Genomic DNA, 14,738 nt, shown 5'->3' on the forward strand with positions numbered 1-14,738 from the left:
GCCACTCAACGACCATGCTGCTCGGCGTCTACTTCAACGTCGGGATCAACAGCTACATCATCGACGCTATCATCGGCCTGTCGGTGGTCTACAAGGCGCTCGACAATATGGGCGCCTTCCAGAGATGGCTCGGCTTCCAGCCGAACACCAAGATCGCGACTCTGATCTTCGGCTTCTTCCATGGTTTCGGCCTGTCGACGAAGATCATCGAATACAACATCTCGCCCGATGGCCTGGTGCCGAATCTGCTCGCCTTCAATGTCGGCGTCGAGATCGGCCAGCTTCTGGCGCTCGCCGCCATCCTCATCGTCATGGCTTACTGGCGGCGGACCGACAGCTTCTGGCGTCACGCCTACACCGCCAACACCGTCATGATGACCGCCGGGTTCGTGCTGATCGGATATCAGCTCGCTGGCCTGTTTGTTTCCTGAACGTCAAAAAAGGATTCCTCCCGTGTACAATACCGACATTCCGACCCGCGCTGAACTGCCGACTTCCCGGCAGCTTCTCCGGTCTACCGCTATGGCCATCGTCGCAGCGGCTGCGATCCTCGTGACCATCGTGCTGCCGGCCGAATACGCCATCGACCCGACTGGCATCGGGCGGGTGCTCAATCTCACCGAGATGGGCGAGATCAAGAGCCAACTTGCCGACGAGGCGGAACGCGACCGGGCTGCCAGTCAGAAGGGGGAAACTCCCACTCCCGCCGATGCCGATCAGGAATCGAGCCTGCTCGGACGCGTCTTCGCCGAACTGGTGATCGGCTCCGCCGCTGCCCAGACTGCGGGCCGCGCCGACGAGATATTGGTCACGCTGAAGCCGGGCGAAGGCGCGGAGGTCAAGCTTGCAATGACGATCGGGGCAAAGGCCGCCTACTCATGGACGGCCAACGGAGCGACCGTGAACTTCGACATGCACGGTGACGGTGGCGGGAAAACCATCAGCTACGAGAAGGGCCGCGCCGTGGCGAAAAGCGAAGGCGTGTTGGAAGCCGCTTTCGACGGCAACCACGGCTGGTTCTGGCGCAACCGGACCGATGCCGATGTCACCGTGACGCTGAAGACGGAAGGCGCCTATGCCGACATCAAACGCATGATGTGACGGAACGTTTGAACATGCCCTGTCCGATCGAGCAGGGCATGTTCGCTTCAGGTCCGGGACGGCAGGACAGAGTGCTCGCCGCCTTCCCACTTCAGCGAGCACTGCAAGGAGCGGATTGCCGAAGGGCCCGCGTCCGACCGCCGCAGGCATATCCGTGGTGCTGCGATGAAGCCATGTTATACATAGATTCCATCAACAGTCCGTGGCGGCATTCCGCCCAAAAGGAGACCATGCCGAGTTCCGATGGCAGTATTTACGATCTACTAGGGATACTTGCCGTACTTGCCCTCGTCGCCGCGAACGGTTTCTTTGTCGCGGCTGAATTTTCACTTGTCGCCGTTCGCCGCAGCCGGGTGACCGAACTGGTCAATGCTGGTCGGCTCAATGCCATCGCTTTGAAGCGCGCCGTCGACAACCTTGACGCCAATCTGGCGGCAACGCAGCTCGGCATCACCATATCCTCGCTGGCTCTCGGCTGGGTCGGCGAACCCGCGCTCGCCCATCTGATCGAACCCTTGTTGAGCGCCTTGCCGGGATCGCTTGCCACCGCCAGTTCTCACGTGATCGCGGTCGCGATTTCCTTCATCATCATCACAGCGCTGCACATCGTGCTCGGTGAACTGGCGCCGAAGAGCCTGGCGCTCCAGCGCAGCGAAGGAACCGCACTCTGGGTCGTTCGCCCGCTCGGGATATTCCTATTCCTGCTGCGCCCCGCGATTCTATCGCTCAACAGTCTCGGCAATCTCGTGCTGCGGCTGTGTGGTCTGCGGCCAGGCACGGGTGAGGGATCGCTGCATTCGCCCGAGGAATTGAAGCTGCTTGTCGCGGCAAGCCAGGAGGCCGGGCTGCTCCACCAGGCCCAGCAGGAACTCGTCGAGCGCGTCTTCAACATAGGCGACCGGCGCATCGCCGATATCATGACGCCGCGCCGCGACGTCGACTGGATCGATGCCGATGATAGTCCTGACGAGATTCTACGCACCATTCGGGACTGCCGCCATGAACAACTGTTGGTCGGCCGAGGCGACATCGACGAACCGTTGGGCATGATCCTGAAGAAGGATCTCCTCGACCAGGTGCTCGACGGCAAGGCACTCGATCCGATGGCGGTCATGCGCGAACCTGTGATCGTTCACGAGGGTACGCCGATCTTCCGCGTGCTCGATCAATTCAAGAGGGCCCCGGTGCGCCTGGCGATCGTCATCGACGAATATGGCAGCCTGGAGGGGATTGTCACCCAGACCGATCTGCTCGAAGCCATCGCCGGAGACCTGCCGGATCTGGACGGTGAAGACCCCGATGTCGTCGAGCGGGAGGACGGCTCCCTCCTGATCGACGGCATGATGCTGGCGCACGATGCCTTCGCGCGACTTGGCTTCAAGTCAGGATTGGCGGAGGGTGATTTTCACACGATCGCAGGCTTTGCCTTGTCCCAGCTTGGACATCTTCCCGAAGCTGGCGAGCACTTTGACTACGAGGGCTGGCGCTTCGAGATCCTCGACATGGACGGAAGGCGGATCGACAAGTTGCTCGCTCGCCGAGAACTGCCTACATCCACGCCTGCAGCCATTTGAGACAGGATACGCCAAGGATTCGGCACGAATGTAAAGGGTTCAGCGTTCGGGCGACCTACTTCTCCATGGCGCAGGACGGAGCACTACGCATCTGGTCGAGGAAAGCGTCGATGCGCGGAGAGCGAATCTGCCGTTGCTGCATCAAGTCGACGATCTCGGCGTCAGGCGCTCGGAAGCCGATAGGAGGCAGACGAGTCGTCCTGTCGCGACATTGCCGGCGATGTGCCAGTCTGACTACAGGCGTCTAGCCAACTTCCAACCTCACGCGGGCTGCCAAGTAGCCACACCCTTATTAACCATTCGTTAACCATCCTCCCGCTAGCGTTTACCTCTCAGTAAGGATTCGCCAGCCGTGACCTTTGCCGCCCCCCTCGAGGCCAAATCCATTCGTTTTCGTGCCCGCTCTTTCGTCGCTTTCACGTTGACTCCGGAGGCGCCTTTGGACGTGTGGCTCGAGGGGCTGGACCACTGGATCGGCAACTCGCCGGGCTATTTTGCCGGGCGGCCGGTGGTGCTTGATCTCAACACCTTGAAGCCCGATGTCGCCGCGATCGAATCGCTGGTGGGCGTGCTTGGCCATCGTGGCATCCGCATCTACGCCATCGAGCTCGACGGCCACACCGCACTCGAGCCCAACCTGCCGCCGGTGCTGGTCGGCGCCAAGGAGGCGACGACGGATGGGTTGCTGCCCCGCGAGGCGCGGGCGGAGAGTTTCGACAAGGCCGAGGGCAGGGCGCCCGAAGCCGGCTCGGCCAAGGTCGGCGACGGCAAGGCTGACGCAAGCAAGGCGGGCGATAGCGAGCCGCAGGTTCAAGCTTCGGGCACGCTGATGGTCAAGTCGCCGATCCGCTCCGGCCAGACGATCGTGCATCCGCATGGCGATGTCATCGTGCTGGGTTCGGTCGCTTCCGGGTCGGAGATCATCGCGGCGGGTTCGATCCATGTCTACGGCACGCTGCGCGGGCGCGCTTCGGCGGGTGCGCTGGGCAACAGGGGCGCGCGCATCTTCTGCCGCAAGAACGAGGCGGAACTGCTGGCGGTCGACGGCTGGTACGTCACCGCCGAGGAGATGGAAGGCGTTTCGCGTGGCAAGCCGGTGCAGGCGTTTCTCGACGGCGACGCGTTGCGGGTTTCGACGCTGAGCTGACATTCGTTTCGATATTGGGGCGGCCGGGCCGCTCGACCAAGAAAACAACAACGGAGGCTTTTCAATGGGCAAGGTAGTGGTGGTCACCTCGGGCAAGGGGGGCGTCGGCAAGACGACCTCGACGGCGGCCCTCGGGGCGGCCGTGGCCAAGACCGGCAAGAAGGTGGCCTTGGTCGACTTCGACGTCGGCCTGCGCAACCTCGACCTGATCATGGGCGCCGAGCGGCGCGTGGTGTTCGACCTCGTCAACGTCATCCAGGGCCAGGCCAAACTTTCGCAGGCGCTGATCCGCGACAAGCGGGTCGAGACGCTGTTCCTGCTGCCGGCCTCGCAGACGCGCGACAAGGATGCGCTGACCGAAGAAGGCGTCGGCGAAGTCATCGATAAGCTGCGCTCGGTGTTCGACTACGTGTTCTGCGACAGCCCGGCCGGCATCGAGCGCGGCGCGCAGCTCGCCATGCGCTTTGCCGACGAGGCGGTCATCGTCACCAACCCGGAAGTGTCGTCGGTGCGCGATTCCGATCGCATCATCGGCCTGCTCGATGCCCGCACCTTGCGGGCCGAGCAGGGCGAGCAGATCGCCAAGCATGTGCTGGTCACCCGCTACGACGCGGCACGTGCGTCGCGCGGCGAAATGCTGTCCATCGACGACGTGCTGGAAATCCTGTCGGTGCCGCTGCTCGGCATCATTCCGGAAAGCCAGGATGTGCTGCGCGCCTCCAACCTCGGTTCGCCGGTGACGCTGTCGGAGCCGCTCAATTCCGCTGCACGCGCCTATATCGACGCCGCCAGGCGGCTGGAGGGTGAGGAATTGCCCGTCATCGTGCCCTTCGAGCGCAAGGGCTTTCTCGATCGTCTTTTGGGAAGGAGGGCGGCATGAACCTGCTCGACATCTTCAAGCGGCGCTCCAGCGCGCCGGTGGCGCGCGAGCGGCTGCAAGTGCTGCTCGCTTATGAGCGCCGCAACCGCAGCCAGCCCGACCTCGTCTCCATCCTGCGCGAGGAGATCATGGCCGTCATCGCCAAGCATGTGCAGATCGACCAGGATTATCTGCAGGTGTCGATGGACCGCGGCGAGACCATGTCGACGCTGGAGATCGACATCCAGATCCCCAACAAGAGCGCCGTGCCGCTGGCCATGGCGGGGTGACTTCTTACCCTCCCCCTGGTGGGGGTCCGAAGGACGGGCGAGACCCGTGGCTCGCCCCGGCAAGTCGATCCGCAAAGCGGATCGGGGTGGGGGTCAGCGCGGCGCTGCAAGGCCTGGGTTCCTCGCCCCATGAAATGGGGAGAGGTGGCCGCGAAGCGGTCGGAGAGGGGGCAGCGCGACGCTGGCGGGTTCCCTTTGAATTTATTGAGGCCGAGCCATTCCCCCGCTCCGTCTCGGGCTTCGCCCGAGCCACCTCTCCCCCGCTTCGCGGGGGCGAGGAACCAGGCCGCGGCATTGGTTGTTCACGCCATCCAAACCCCCAAATGTCCCAAATTTACCTTTGCGCCGACGGGGCTTCCCCTGCGCAAGCCGCGGATGTAAAGCTATATTAGCAATTCGTTAAGTTCTAAGCGAGGTATGCGTAAGGGAGTTTGGTGATGAACTTCAGAGGCCTGATCAAGCGTGCTGAAGACGTGGATAAAGCGATCCAGGACCTGCAGATCGATTTGGCGGACGCGCTGGATGCAAGTCTCGATGCCGACGACCTGGCGCCGCCAGAGAGCGACGATGTGCCGGATGCCCAGGCGGCAGCCGATGACGGGCCACCCCAGGCCGATGCGGCAAATGACGACAATGCAGGGAATGCCGAGGGTGCGGGCGCTGCGGACAGTTCCGAAACCCCGCCACGACTGACCGCCCATACACAGACCCGGCTGGCTGCATTGAGCGCCTTCGAGGGGCTCTTCCATGATGCCAGGGACTATCTGGAGGAGATCAACGACAAGCTGTCGGAGATCGGCACCTCACACCATCTGACGCGCGAATTCCTCAACATCCTGCACAGCGACATCCTGCGCGCCAACGAGCTGGAGGTTGCCAATGCCGCCCTGGCCGCCGAACAGCGGGCGCTGTCGGAGAAGCTGCACGATGCGGTGAAAAAACTGCGCGAGCGTGAGGGCGCTTTCGAAGCGCTGCAGCAGCGCGAGACAAGCCTGGTCCAGGACCGGGAGACGCTGCGGGCGGCACTTGCCGCGGTAAGGCTGGAACTGGTGGAGACAGCCAATGCGAGCGCCAAACGCGAAGCGGAATTCGGCGACATCGCCAAGCGGCTGACCGCCAGGACGGTCGAGGCCAACAGGCGCTTGCGCGAAAGCAAGATGCTGCGCGAAAAGCACGTCAACCTCTCGATCGAACTCGACAAGGCGCTGAAGCGGGAATCGCAGGCGCGCCACAGGCTCGACGAGCTGTCGACGATCCATGCCAGCGAAGCAGCGCGGCTGGCGGAGCTGCTGGCGGCGCTCGGCAAGAGCGAGAAAGAGGAGATGCGGCTCCAGAAATCGCTCGAGGCCGCACAGGCGAAGCTGTCGGAAACGAGCGAAGCGGCCCGCATGATGGAAGGCGACAAGGAAGCCGAGCTGGCTCGCGGCCAGGCGGAAATGCGCGGGCTGGGCTCGGAGATCCAGAACCTGCAATCGCGACTGGAGCAGGTGTCGAGCGAAAACAGCGAAGCCGCAGGCGAGATCGCCAGGCTCAAGAGCGAACTGAACGATGCCCTGGCCGAAAAGAAGATCGCCGATGAAAGACTGTCCGCGCTGACCCAGGAGAGCGAAAGCGACAAGATGAGTCTTTCCAAGGTGAACGCCAACCTTTCTCAACTGACGCTGCAACAGGCGTCCGAACAGATACAGTTCGACGTGCAGAGGCAGGAGTGCGAGGACCTCAAAGCAGAAATCGCCTCGCTCAATGCCCGGATCAAGGAACTGCTGCCCTACGAGCGGCTCCACAAGGCCACCAATGGCAGGCCGCCCGAGAACGGCGTGGTCGAGATAGCCGGGGCGATGGCGAAGAAAGCACGAACGACGGGTAGGCGGCGCATGCGCAGGAATGTCGGCGCCGCTAGCTGAAGTGTGGCGCTGAAGGGCTTCAGGCGACCCGCTTCAGGTCTTTGTGCATGGGAGGCCGGCACCTCACCCGGAGAGTAAGCCCAATGGGGCACCGGCCAGGCGGATCGACAGGTCCGCCGCACAGACAAGGTAGCGCGCCTCGGTCCCGCACGGCATTGGTGCGATCACGGAAGGTGCCAGCGGCAATTCCCCAAGCTTCTGATTCGAACCTTTGCGACGACCCGCCGGCGGAGGCTTCAAACACGCCCTGGAAACGATCGCGGCCGGCCCGGTGCCTTGTCAGTCGAGTGGCTCGTGCTGATAAAGCTCGTCCATGCTGAGCGAGGCCAGGGCGCCGAAAGGGGCCTGCTTTTTCACGCGGCCGCCGCTCAGGATGACCACGTCGTCGCAGAACGAGATGGTGCTGTGGTGGTGGCTGATGACGATGGTCGTGCGGCGGCCGGCTCTCGACTTCAAGGTCTCGACGATGGCCGCTTCCGACAGACCGTCCACAGCATTGGTGGCTTCGTCCAGGATGAGGAGATCGGGATCGCGGACCAGGGCTCTCGCCAACGCGATCCGCTGCCTCTGTCCCGCCGACAGATTGACGCCCCTGTAGCCGACCAGGGTCTCGTAGCCCTGAGGCAGCCTTTCGATGAACTCATGCGCTTCGGCCAGTCTTGCGGCGACCTCGGCATCACCGGCTGTCGCCGCATCCTGGCCGTAGGTTATGTTGTCGAAAATGCTGCCATCGACCAGCTCCAGCTCCTGGCTGGCCAGGGCGATGTGCCGTCGCCACTGGCTGGCGTCGATCCGGTCGAGCGGCGATCCATCGACGAGGATGCTGCCGGTGTCCGGTTCGACGAAGCGGCACAGGAGATTGACGATCGTCGTCTTGCCGGCGCCCGAGCGGCCGATCAGCGCCGTCGAGCGGCCACCGCGGATTTCGAATGTCGCCGCATGCAGCACCACTTCGCGCCGGTCCGTGCCGGAATAGGTGAATGTCACATCGTCGAACTTGATGCCCTGGCGCAGGCCGTGGAACGGCCCGGCGCCTTGCGGCGGTTGCGGCTTGCCGGCGGGATCCAGCAGCCATGTCACCTCTTCGAGCGATCCGCTCAGGCCCTGCAGCTGGCTCCACGACCCCTGCAGGGCCCGCATATGCGGCTGCAGCCTGTAGAGCAGGATGACGAAGGCGATGATCAGCGGGAAACTCACCTGCGCCAGCCAGGCGCCGATCACCACCGCCAGGAATAGCATGGCGTGGAGAACCTCCGTCAGCGGCGGCAGCGCTCCCTGGCGCACGAGCAGCGCGAAGGAAGCGCGGCGAACCGCATCCGACGCCGTGTCGAATATCGCCTTTTCCCGGTTCTCCTGTCCGAAGATGCGGATCAGCCGTCCGGCATGCACAAGGTGAAGCATCTGCGAGGCGAGATGGCCGTTGCGCGAAGCGACGCTGCGGCTGGGCTCCTTCAGATTGGCCGAGAGGATGGCGTGCGCGATCTGGACGAGCGCCAGTCCGAGCGTGACCAAAAGCGTCATGCGCCACGAAAGCAGCAACAGGAAAGCCAGGAGGATGATGGCGGCCGATGCGCTGACGATGGCCGACAACATGATCTGGATCGCATCGGAGGCCCGCCAGGATTCGTTGGAGATGATGTTGAGCAGGCGTCCGGGGCTTTGCCGCAGGAAGAACGGGTAGCCGACCCGCAACAGCTGCTCCGACAAGGCGCTGCGGATGGAATGGCTTGCCTTGCCGGAGATGAAGGTCGTCAGCAGCGTGTTGGCGAAGGCGAAGACGTTCTTCAGGACGATCGAGCCGAGGATGGCGACCGAAATGACCACAAGCCGGTCGCGCTCGCTCAGGCCCGATCCGACATGCTGGAGGGCAGCGGAGAAGCCGTCCATGCCGGCCGCATCCCCATGTCCCATGATGATGCCCAGCAACGGGATGATCAGGCCAATGCCGAACCCTTCGAGGACGGCGCTGACCAGGCCGAGTACCACCACCGCCGGAAGCAGGCGCAGTTGCCGCTTTCCGAACGCCCGGAACAGCATCGGCAGGCTTGGCGGCAGCATCGGCATTATAGCGTTTCACCTCGCCTGGGCATTGGCTTGCTGATCTTGCCGCACCGGTTCGGTCCGCGGCCGTCTGGCCAGCAGGAGAACCGCGAACCTGGCCGCGCCGAGCAAATTCATGGCGACGATCGGCCAGTGCGGCAGGTTGAGTTCACGATCGAAGGCGGGTCCTCCCGCCAATTCCCTGATAGCCCCTCTTGCGGCCCAGTAGAAATGGCGAAGCAGCCAGGGCGCGTGGCGAACATGCTTCAGGCAGAGCCCGCCATTGCCCAGGCTGTAGTCGCGGTGCAGCTTTTCGATGGCTTTGCGATCCCGCCGGCCGTGATGATGGAATATCGTCATATCAGGCACATACTCGACCGCGATGCCGAGCAGCATCGCGCGCACGAGATAATCGGTATCCTCTGCCGACCGCAATGGTCCGCCGGCGCCGAAGCGTTCGTCGAAATAGCCGATGCGGGCCGCGACGTCGCGGTGCATCGTCATGTTGCAGCCCAGCACGAAACCGCCGGGATGAACATCCGGCGTCAGCCGCTCGCGCGCCCACGACCGCTTGATGGTGAACGGCAAATCCCTGGCATCGCCAAGCTCGACACGGCCGCCCCGGATGAGCCATTGTTCCCCGGACGCATAGTGTCGCTCCAGATCGCGCAAATAGTCGCGATGGAGCGCGCAGTCATCGTCGACGAAGACGAGCACACGGCCGCGCGCGCGCCGCAGCCCGGCGTTGCGGGCAGCCGCCAATCCTGGGCGCGGCTCGCAGACGGGCGTGAACGGAATGTCCGACGCAGCGGCGATGCTGGCCAGGCGTTCGGCCGTGCGGTCGCTCGAACCGTTGTCGACGACCACGAGTTCGGCGGCGAATCCGGCATGTGCGCGGCAAGCGGCTTGCACCGACTTGATGCAGGCATCGAGCACCGCGACGCGGTTGCGGGTGCAGATGATGAAGCTGACTTCCGGCGCCGATCGGTCACGGCCGCGACCGGTCGGGGCAGGGTCAAGCGCCGTCGAACGATCGCGCTGCAGAGCTTGGTGGGCTTTGACGATCATGCCTTTAACTCAACCGATGAGACGCCAGAACCGCCGCGGCGGGCGCGGATTTGAAGAAGTACGCCATGGCATCGGCTTGTCTGGCGGCCGACAGCGAGGCGAGGCTGAGCCAGGGCGCCCAGGCGCCGGGCCGCAGCGCATATTGCTCGCGGCGCCGGATGGCGTTCCATTTCGCGGTCCGCGTCAGCAATTCATGCGTCAGCGCCGGCTGCTTTTCGTCGGCGACGAGCTGGTAGAGGAAATAGAACAGGTTCAGCGCGCCAGCCTCGAAGCTCGGCCGCGTCGCCGCCGGCAGCGAGCGGATTTCCTCCTCCAGCGCGACGATGAAGCTGGCCGCACGGGCGACCGTGTCGTGGCTGACCGCATCGCCGATGTCGCGCAGGTCCCGCGTGGCCTGCGCCAGGCCCTCGCGCTCAAGGTTCTCGGCCACGATGCGCAAATGCGTCCTGCGCATCTCCTTGACGTGCCGGCTGGTCACGCTTGCCTCATGGACGCGGTAGACGACCAGGTTTTCGGGCATCATGGCTGCCGGGTAACGGCCGGCCAGCCGCCTGAAAAGATCGAAATCCTCGGCGTGCCTGTAGATCGGGTCGTAGTGGAGAACGCTGTCGTCGATGACCTTCCTGTTGTAGACGACCGTCGGGTGCATGAAGATCGTGAAGAACATCGCCAATACAGGGATGCGGCCGAATTTGAACACCGGATCGGGCCTGCCGATGGCGATGCGGCCGCGGATCAACATGTCGACGCCGGCGCCGCAGAAGCCCAGTTCGGGCCGCCGCTCGAACAGCGCCACCTGGCGCGACAGACGCCAGGGATAGGCGACGTCGTCGGCATCCATCCGTGCGACCAGTTCGCCCCGGGCGAGCGCCAGCCCTTCGTTGAGCGTCGCGACGAGGCCGCGGTTTTCGCGCGAGACGATCGAAATGCGGCTATCGGCCTTTTGGCATCGCTCGAGTATCTCGAGCGAATTGTCGGTCGAGCCGTCATCGATCGCGATGATCTCCAGGCGACTGTGATCCTGCCGCAGGACGCTTCCCAGCGCGGCGGCGAGATAGGGGCCGGCATTGTAGACCGGCAACAGGACGGAGACGAGCGGCGCGGCGGTCATCGTCTTGCATCCGTGCGCTGGAGTTCGAGCGCCGGTGTGCGGCCATCGGGCGGTCCGACGGCCGCCGTCGCGAGCCAGCCATCATGGCTGCCCTGTGCAGAGCGGGTGCGCGCGACATAGGGGAAGTAGCGCTTCAGGCTGTTGAGCGGCCTCTCGAAAACCACCCAGGAAATCCAGGCCGCGACAATCGTGGCGGCGCCCGCGACCAGGAATCGCCCTGGCCCTTGCTCCGAGACGTTGAGTGGAATCCAGGGCTGCGCCTTGACTGCGAGCGACAGCAATATCGGATGATAGAGATAGACGCCGTAGCTGATGCGGCCGAGGCCAAGCAGCGGCGGCACTTCGGCAAGCCTGCCCAGGATGCCGCCAAGGCCGCGCGAACAGGCTGCCACGATGACCATCAGCGGCACCAGGGGCAGGACTTCCCGCAGCAGCCAGCGGGCCCATTCCAGTGTCGGATCGGCGGGCTCCGGGACTAACCACTCGATGACAAGGAATGCGGCCGCGAAGGCAGGCCAGCCCAGCCGCATCCAGTGCGGCAGGCCGGCGCCCCTAAAATGCCAGCAGGCAAGCAGCGCGCCCGACGCCAGCGCATCCATGGATGCCGGCGGCAGCAGGTCGCGCGTCAGCGTCGGCGTGGCGGTGATCGGCCAATAGAAGCGATAGGCCAGCGACAGTGCGATGACGGCGATGCAGATGGCCTCGAAGCGGCGGCGTGGGGCCAGCAGGACGACCAGCGGCCAGGCAAGATAGAACTGCTCCTCGATGCTCAGGCTCCAGAAATGGCCCAGCACCCAAGGGTTCCAGTTATTGTGCAGCGCATACCAGAAGTTCGACAGATAAAGCGCATGCCAGACCAGCGATCCCCTGGACTGATCCAGGTCGACCAGCCAGACGAAACCCAGGACGGCAAAATAGGGTGGGAATATCCGCAACATCCGCCGGATGTAGAAGGAGCGCAGCGCCGGGCCGGTTTCGAATTCGGTGGCCGAGCGCGCCTCCAGGAGCAGGCGCGTGATCAGGAAGCCGCTCAGCACGAAGAACAGCCGCACACCGATATGGCCCCAGAACGAAGGTCCCTCCGCGAAGAAATGGGAATACAACACCATCGTTACGGCGATAGCTCTCAACGCATCAAGTTGGATGTCACGGGCGCTTCCCATCAGCGGCTTCCGCCGGCGTGATATCCGCGATGAGGCCGCCAGCCGGCCGTTTCGAGCGGCAGGCTAAGGCGGACGAGACCCGCCAAGGCACCCGCAAATCTGCGCATTGCGAGCACGGCCGGGCCGGGCTCGAAATCGACGGACGGACAACTCAAGCTGGTCAACCTGGCGGAATCCTCCACGGCGTATGTCCAGTCGCAAACGAGTCCCCCCAGGACATCGTTCGGCTACGGCATTGTGCAGCGCAACACAAAATATCTACCCGGCTGAAATACTTATGTGAGCAAGTGCTAAAAATTGACAAAACCGGCCGGTTCTCGCCATTTCTGGCGAGTTTCCTCAGAATTAAACCTTGGCGTTTAAATTGTGCCGATATTCCCGCCCCGGTTGATTGAGGGGAGCTCTTGGCTTGAGAGCCTAGTTCTTTGTGAAGTCGCAAGAAATTTTGGAATCTATAGTTTGGCTATATGGATTAGATCCTGGTTCCGCGGAGAAATTAGTTGGAGCCATTGGCTTTGCGCAGTGCGGCATGGTCGCCGTTTTTTCGTCGGTTGCCGCACGCACCGTCCGTCACTCGGCTGAGCGAGCATCTGCCGTGGGCCGCCATCCGTCACACCGCGTCGAACACCACCGTCTGTTCCAGCCCGCCGCCCCGGCGGTTTTCCAGCGTTACCGTGCCCCCGTAGCGCTCGATGATCTCCTTGGCGATGGCGAGGCCAAGACCGGCTCCGGGGACGGATTGCAGGCGGCCGGGGTTGACGCGGAAGAAGGGCTCGAACGCCTTGTTCAGGAGTTCCGTGGGTATGCCCGGGCCGTGGTCAGATATGGTCAGAACGGCGCGATTGTCGGCTGCGGCCAGGTCGATGCGGCACGCCTTGCCATGGGTGGCGGCGTTGACGATCAGGTTGCGCAAGGCGCGGCGCAGGCCAAGCGCGCCGGCCCGCACGCAAACCTTGTCCAGGTGCCCGATCGACACGGCATGGCCGAGCGATGCCATCTCGGCTTCGATATCGCGCACCGTCTTTGCCAGGTCGACCGGTTCGACGGCATCCTGGTTCACCTCTTCGCGCACCAGACGGATGGCGCTGTCGGCGATGCGGTCGAGTTCGTCGAGGTCGTGAAGCCATTTGTCGCGTTCGTCGTCGAGGAATTCGGCGCGCAGCCGCATGCGCGTCATCGGCGTTCGCAGATCATGGCCGGCGGCGGCGACCAGCCGCATGCGGCTTTCCATGGCGGTCCGCAGCCGCGACGAGAGTTGGTTCAGCGCATGCGCGGTGGCCTTGACCTCGGCCGAGCCCACTTCCGGCACCGCCGCCAGCACGCCGTCCGATCCGATCTTGGAGACGGCGGCCTCCAGCATCTCGAGCGGGCGGATCAGCACCGAGGTGAAATAGACCGACACCGCCGTGGCGCCGGCGACGATCAGCGAGATCCAGCCGGCCAGAACCAGCCATTCGCGACGCGGCGGCTTGAGGTGCGGCACCTCCATGATCGCCCAGCGGCTGTCAGGCAGGTGCATCGATGCGATCTGGCCGGGTTCGTCCGACTTCTCGTTGACGACCGCCGGGAAGTCGAGGCCACGGCGGTGCAGGATGTCGTTGAGCATCGCCGTTTCCGCACGAGCCACCTTGCCGCCCGCCGGATGGTCGGCGAATTGCACCCGCAGGACGTCGGGGACCGGCCCCGGCAAAAGCCGCACCACCAGTTCCATCTGTTGGGCAATCCAGGGCACGGTCAGTTCCGGCGGCGGTCCGCCGCCGCGCACGCTGATGACGGCGGCCGTCGCCAGGCCGACGACGCCGACGATCGAGGCGACCAGCAGCAGGATGAGACGGCGGCGCAGCGAATTCACGCGTGGCTCTCCACGGTCTCGACGCGCGCGGTGAGCTGGTAGCCGCCATTGCGCACGGTCTTGAACAGGGGCCCGTCGCCGGTGTCGGAAAATTTGCGGCGTAGCCGGCTCACCAGCACATCGACCGAACGCTCGAGCGGGTCGCGCTCGCGGCCTTGCGTCAGGTCGAGAAGCTGGTCACGCGACAAAAGCCGGCCGGGGCGGTCGAGAAACACCTGCAAAAGGTCGAACTCTGCGCCCGTAAGGTCGACGGCCACGCCTTGCGCGTCCGTCACCTTGCGGGTGTCCGGCTCCAGCCTGTAGCCGGCGAAGCGGTACGTACGCGCGCGCAGGGAGGCGGGCGCCTCCTCGGGCGCCGAGCGCCTGAGCACGGCGCGGATGCGGGCAATGAGCTCACGCGGGTTGAACGGCTTGCCGAGATAGTCGTCGGCGCCGAGTTCCAGGCCGATGATGCGGTCGACATCTTCCTTCAGCGCGGTCAGCAGGATGATCGGGGTGTGGGGGGGGGGGGGGCGCCCCCCCCCGCCCGAATAGCCCCCCCCCCCCGCCCGCCGCCAGGCGGGGGGCCCCCGCAGGGGGGATTTTGGGGAGCCACCACCGTGGACGCACTAGCGCCCGGGCCCCCCCCC

The 14,738-nt window shown here is 64.3% G+C and carries 12 protein-coding genes and 1 pseudogene; 7 read left to right on the forward strand and 6 right to left on the reverse strand.

Features of this window, described 5'->3' with window-relative positions:
* The 7 genes from NKJ67_RS34635 to NKJ67_RS34665 form a co-directional block, all read left to right on the forward strand.
* The coding region (locus NKJ67_RS34635; RefSeq protein WP_352585814.1) for a HupE/UreJ family protein at positions 1-431 on the forward strand (431 nt) is incomplete at its 5' end.
* A 22-nt stretch (positions 432-453) separates the two neighbouring features.
* A complete protein-coding gene (locus NKJ67_RS34640) occupies positions 454-1,101 on the forward strand; it encodes a transmembrane anchor protein (RefSeq protein WP_352585816.1) in 648 nt (215 codons plus the stop codon).
* A 230-nt stretch (positions 1,102-1,331) separates the two neighbouring features.
* Positions 1,332-2,675 (forward strand): hemolysin family protein, encoded by a 1,344-nt coding sequence (locus NKJ67_RS34645; protein ID WP_352585824.1) that lies wholly within the window; start codon positions 1,332-1,334, stop codon positions 2,673-2,675.
* Between the two features lie 352 nt (positions 2,676-3,027).
* The gene (minC, locus tag NKJ67_RS34650) at positions 3,028-3,822 is read left to right on the forward strand and encodes a septum site-determining protein MinC (protein WP_352585818.1); all 795 of its coding nucleotides are present in this window, start codon (positions 3,028-3,030) and stop codon (positions 3,820-3,822) included.
* Between the two features lie 64 nt (positions 3,823-3,886).
* Complete coding sequence (gene minD / locus NKJ67_RS34655) at positions 3,887-4,702, forward strand: septum site-determining protein MinD (RefSeq protein WP_127415391.1); 816 nt, start codon at positions 3,887-3,889, stop codon at positions 4,700-4,702.
* Positions 4,699-4,971 carry a cell division topological specificity factor MinE gene (gene minE / locus NKJ67_RS34660; RefSeq protein ID WP_024501686.1) on the forward strand — a complete coding sequence of 91 codons (273 nt, stop codon included), beginning with the start codon at positions 4,699-4,701 and terminating at the stop codon, positions 4,969-4,971. The genes minD and minE overlap by 4 nt, the downstream gene beginning before the upstream one ends.
* A gap of 437 nt (positions 4,972-5,408) precedes the next feature.
* A complete protein-coding gene (locus tag NKJ67_RS34665; protein ID WP_352585821.1) occupies positions 5,409-6,875 on the forward strand; it encodes a coiled-coil domain-containing protein in 1,467 nt (488 codons plus the stop codon).
* 279 nt (positions 6,876-7,154) lie between these two features.
* On the opposite strand, the gene NKJ67_RS34670 is transcribed toward NKJ67_RS34665, so the two are convergent.
* The 6 genes and pseudogenes from NKJ67_RS34670 to NKJ67_RS34695 form a co-directional block, all read right to left on the reverse strand.
* Complete coding sequence (locus tag NKJ67_RS34670; protein WP_256746829.1) at positions 7,155-8,939, reverse strand: ABC transporter ATP-binding protein; 1,785 nt, start codon at positions 8,937-8,939, stop codon at positions 7,155-7,157.
* Positions 8,940-8,948: 9 nt separating this feature from the next.
* Positions 8,949-9,983: a glycosyltransferase family 2 protein gene (locus NKJ67_RS34675; protein ID WP_256746830.1), complete on the reverse strand. Its 1,035-nt coding sequence runs from the start codon at positions 9,981-9,983 to the stop codon at positions 8,949-8,951.
* Between the two features lie 4 nt (positions 9,984-9,987).
* On the reverse strand, positions 9,988-11,094 hold the full coding sequence (locus tag NKJ67_RS34680) for a glycosyltransferase family 2 protein (protein ID WP_127271104.1): 1,107 nt from the start codon (positions 11,092-11,094) through the stop codon (positions 9,988-9,990).
* Positions 11,091-12,257, reverse strand: coding sequence for an acyltransferase family protein (locus NKJ67_RS34685; protein WP_127271106.1), 1,167 nt, complete (start codon positions 12,255-12,257; stop codon positions 11,091-11,093). Before NKJ67_RS34685 ends, NKJ67_RS34680 begins: the two co-directional genes overlap by 4 nt.
* 610 nt (positions 12,258-12,867) lie before the next feature.
* Positions 12,868-14,109: an ATP-binding protein gene (locus NKJ67_RS34690; RefSeq protein WP_127381632.1), complete on the reverse strand. Its 1,242-nt coding sequence runs from the start codon at positions 14,107-14,109 to the stop codon at positions 12,868-12,870.
* Positions 14,106-14,624, reverse strand: a pseudogene (locus NKJ67_RS34695) (winged helix-turn-helix domain-containing protein); the annotation flags it as partial. The gene NKJ67_RS34690 and the pseudogene NKJ67_RS34695, both read right to left, overlap by 4 nt.
* Positions 14,625-14,738 lie beyond the last annotated feature (114 nt).

It is taken from the genome of Mesorhizobium sp. M0088 (assembly GCF_040322895.1).
In the GTDB taxonomy this organism is placed as follows: domain Bacteria; phylum Pseudomonadota; class Alphaproteobacteria; order Rhizobiales; family Rhizobiaceae; genus Mesorhizobium.

Bases quoted from the DNA above. Each gene is read 5' to 3' on its own strand.
- NKJ67_RS34645 (WP_352585824.1), top strand. From the start codon at position 1,332: ATGCCGAGTTCCGATGGCAGTATTTACGATCTACTAGGGATACTTGCC.
- minD (WP_127415391.1), top strand. From the start codon at position 3,887: ATGGGCAAGGTAGTGGTGGTCACCTCGGGCAAGGGGGGCGTCGGCAAG.
- minE (WP_024501686.1), top strand. From the start codon at position 4,699: ATGAACCTGCTCGACATCTTCAAGCGGCGCTCCAGCGCGCCGGTGGCG.
- NKJ67_RS34665 (WP_352585821.1), top strand. From the start codon at position 5,409: ATGAACTTCAGAGGCCTGATCAAGCGTGCTGAAGACGTGGATAAAGCG.
- NKJ67_RS34670 (WP_256746829.1), bottom strand. From the start codon at position 8,939: ATGCCGATGCTGCCGCCAAGCCTGCCGATGCTGTTCCGGGCGTTCGGA.
- NKJ67_RS34675 (WP_256746830.1), bottom strand. From the start codon at position 9,983: ATGATCGTCAAAGCCCACCAAGCTCTGCAGCGCGATCGTTCGACGGCG.
- NKJ67_RS34680 (WP_127271104.1), bottom strand. From the start codon at position 11,094: ATGACCGCCGCGCCGCTCGTCTCCGTCCTGTTGCCGGTCTACAATGCC.
- NKJ67_RS34685 (WP_127271106.1), bottom strand. From the start codon at position 12,257: ATGGGAAGCGCCCGTGACATCCAACTTGATGCGTTGAGAGCTATCGCC.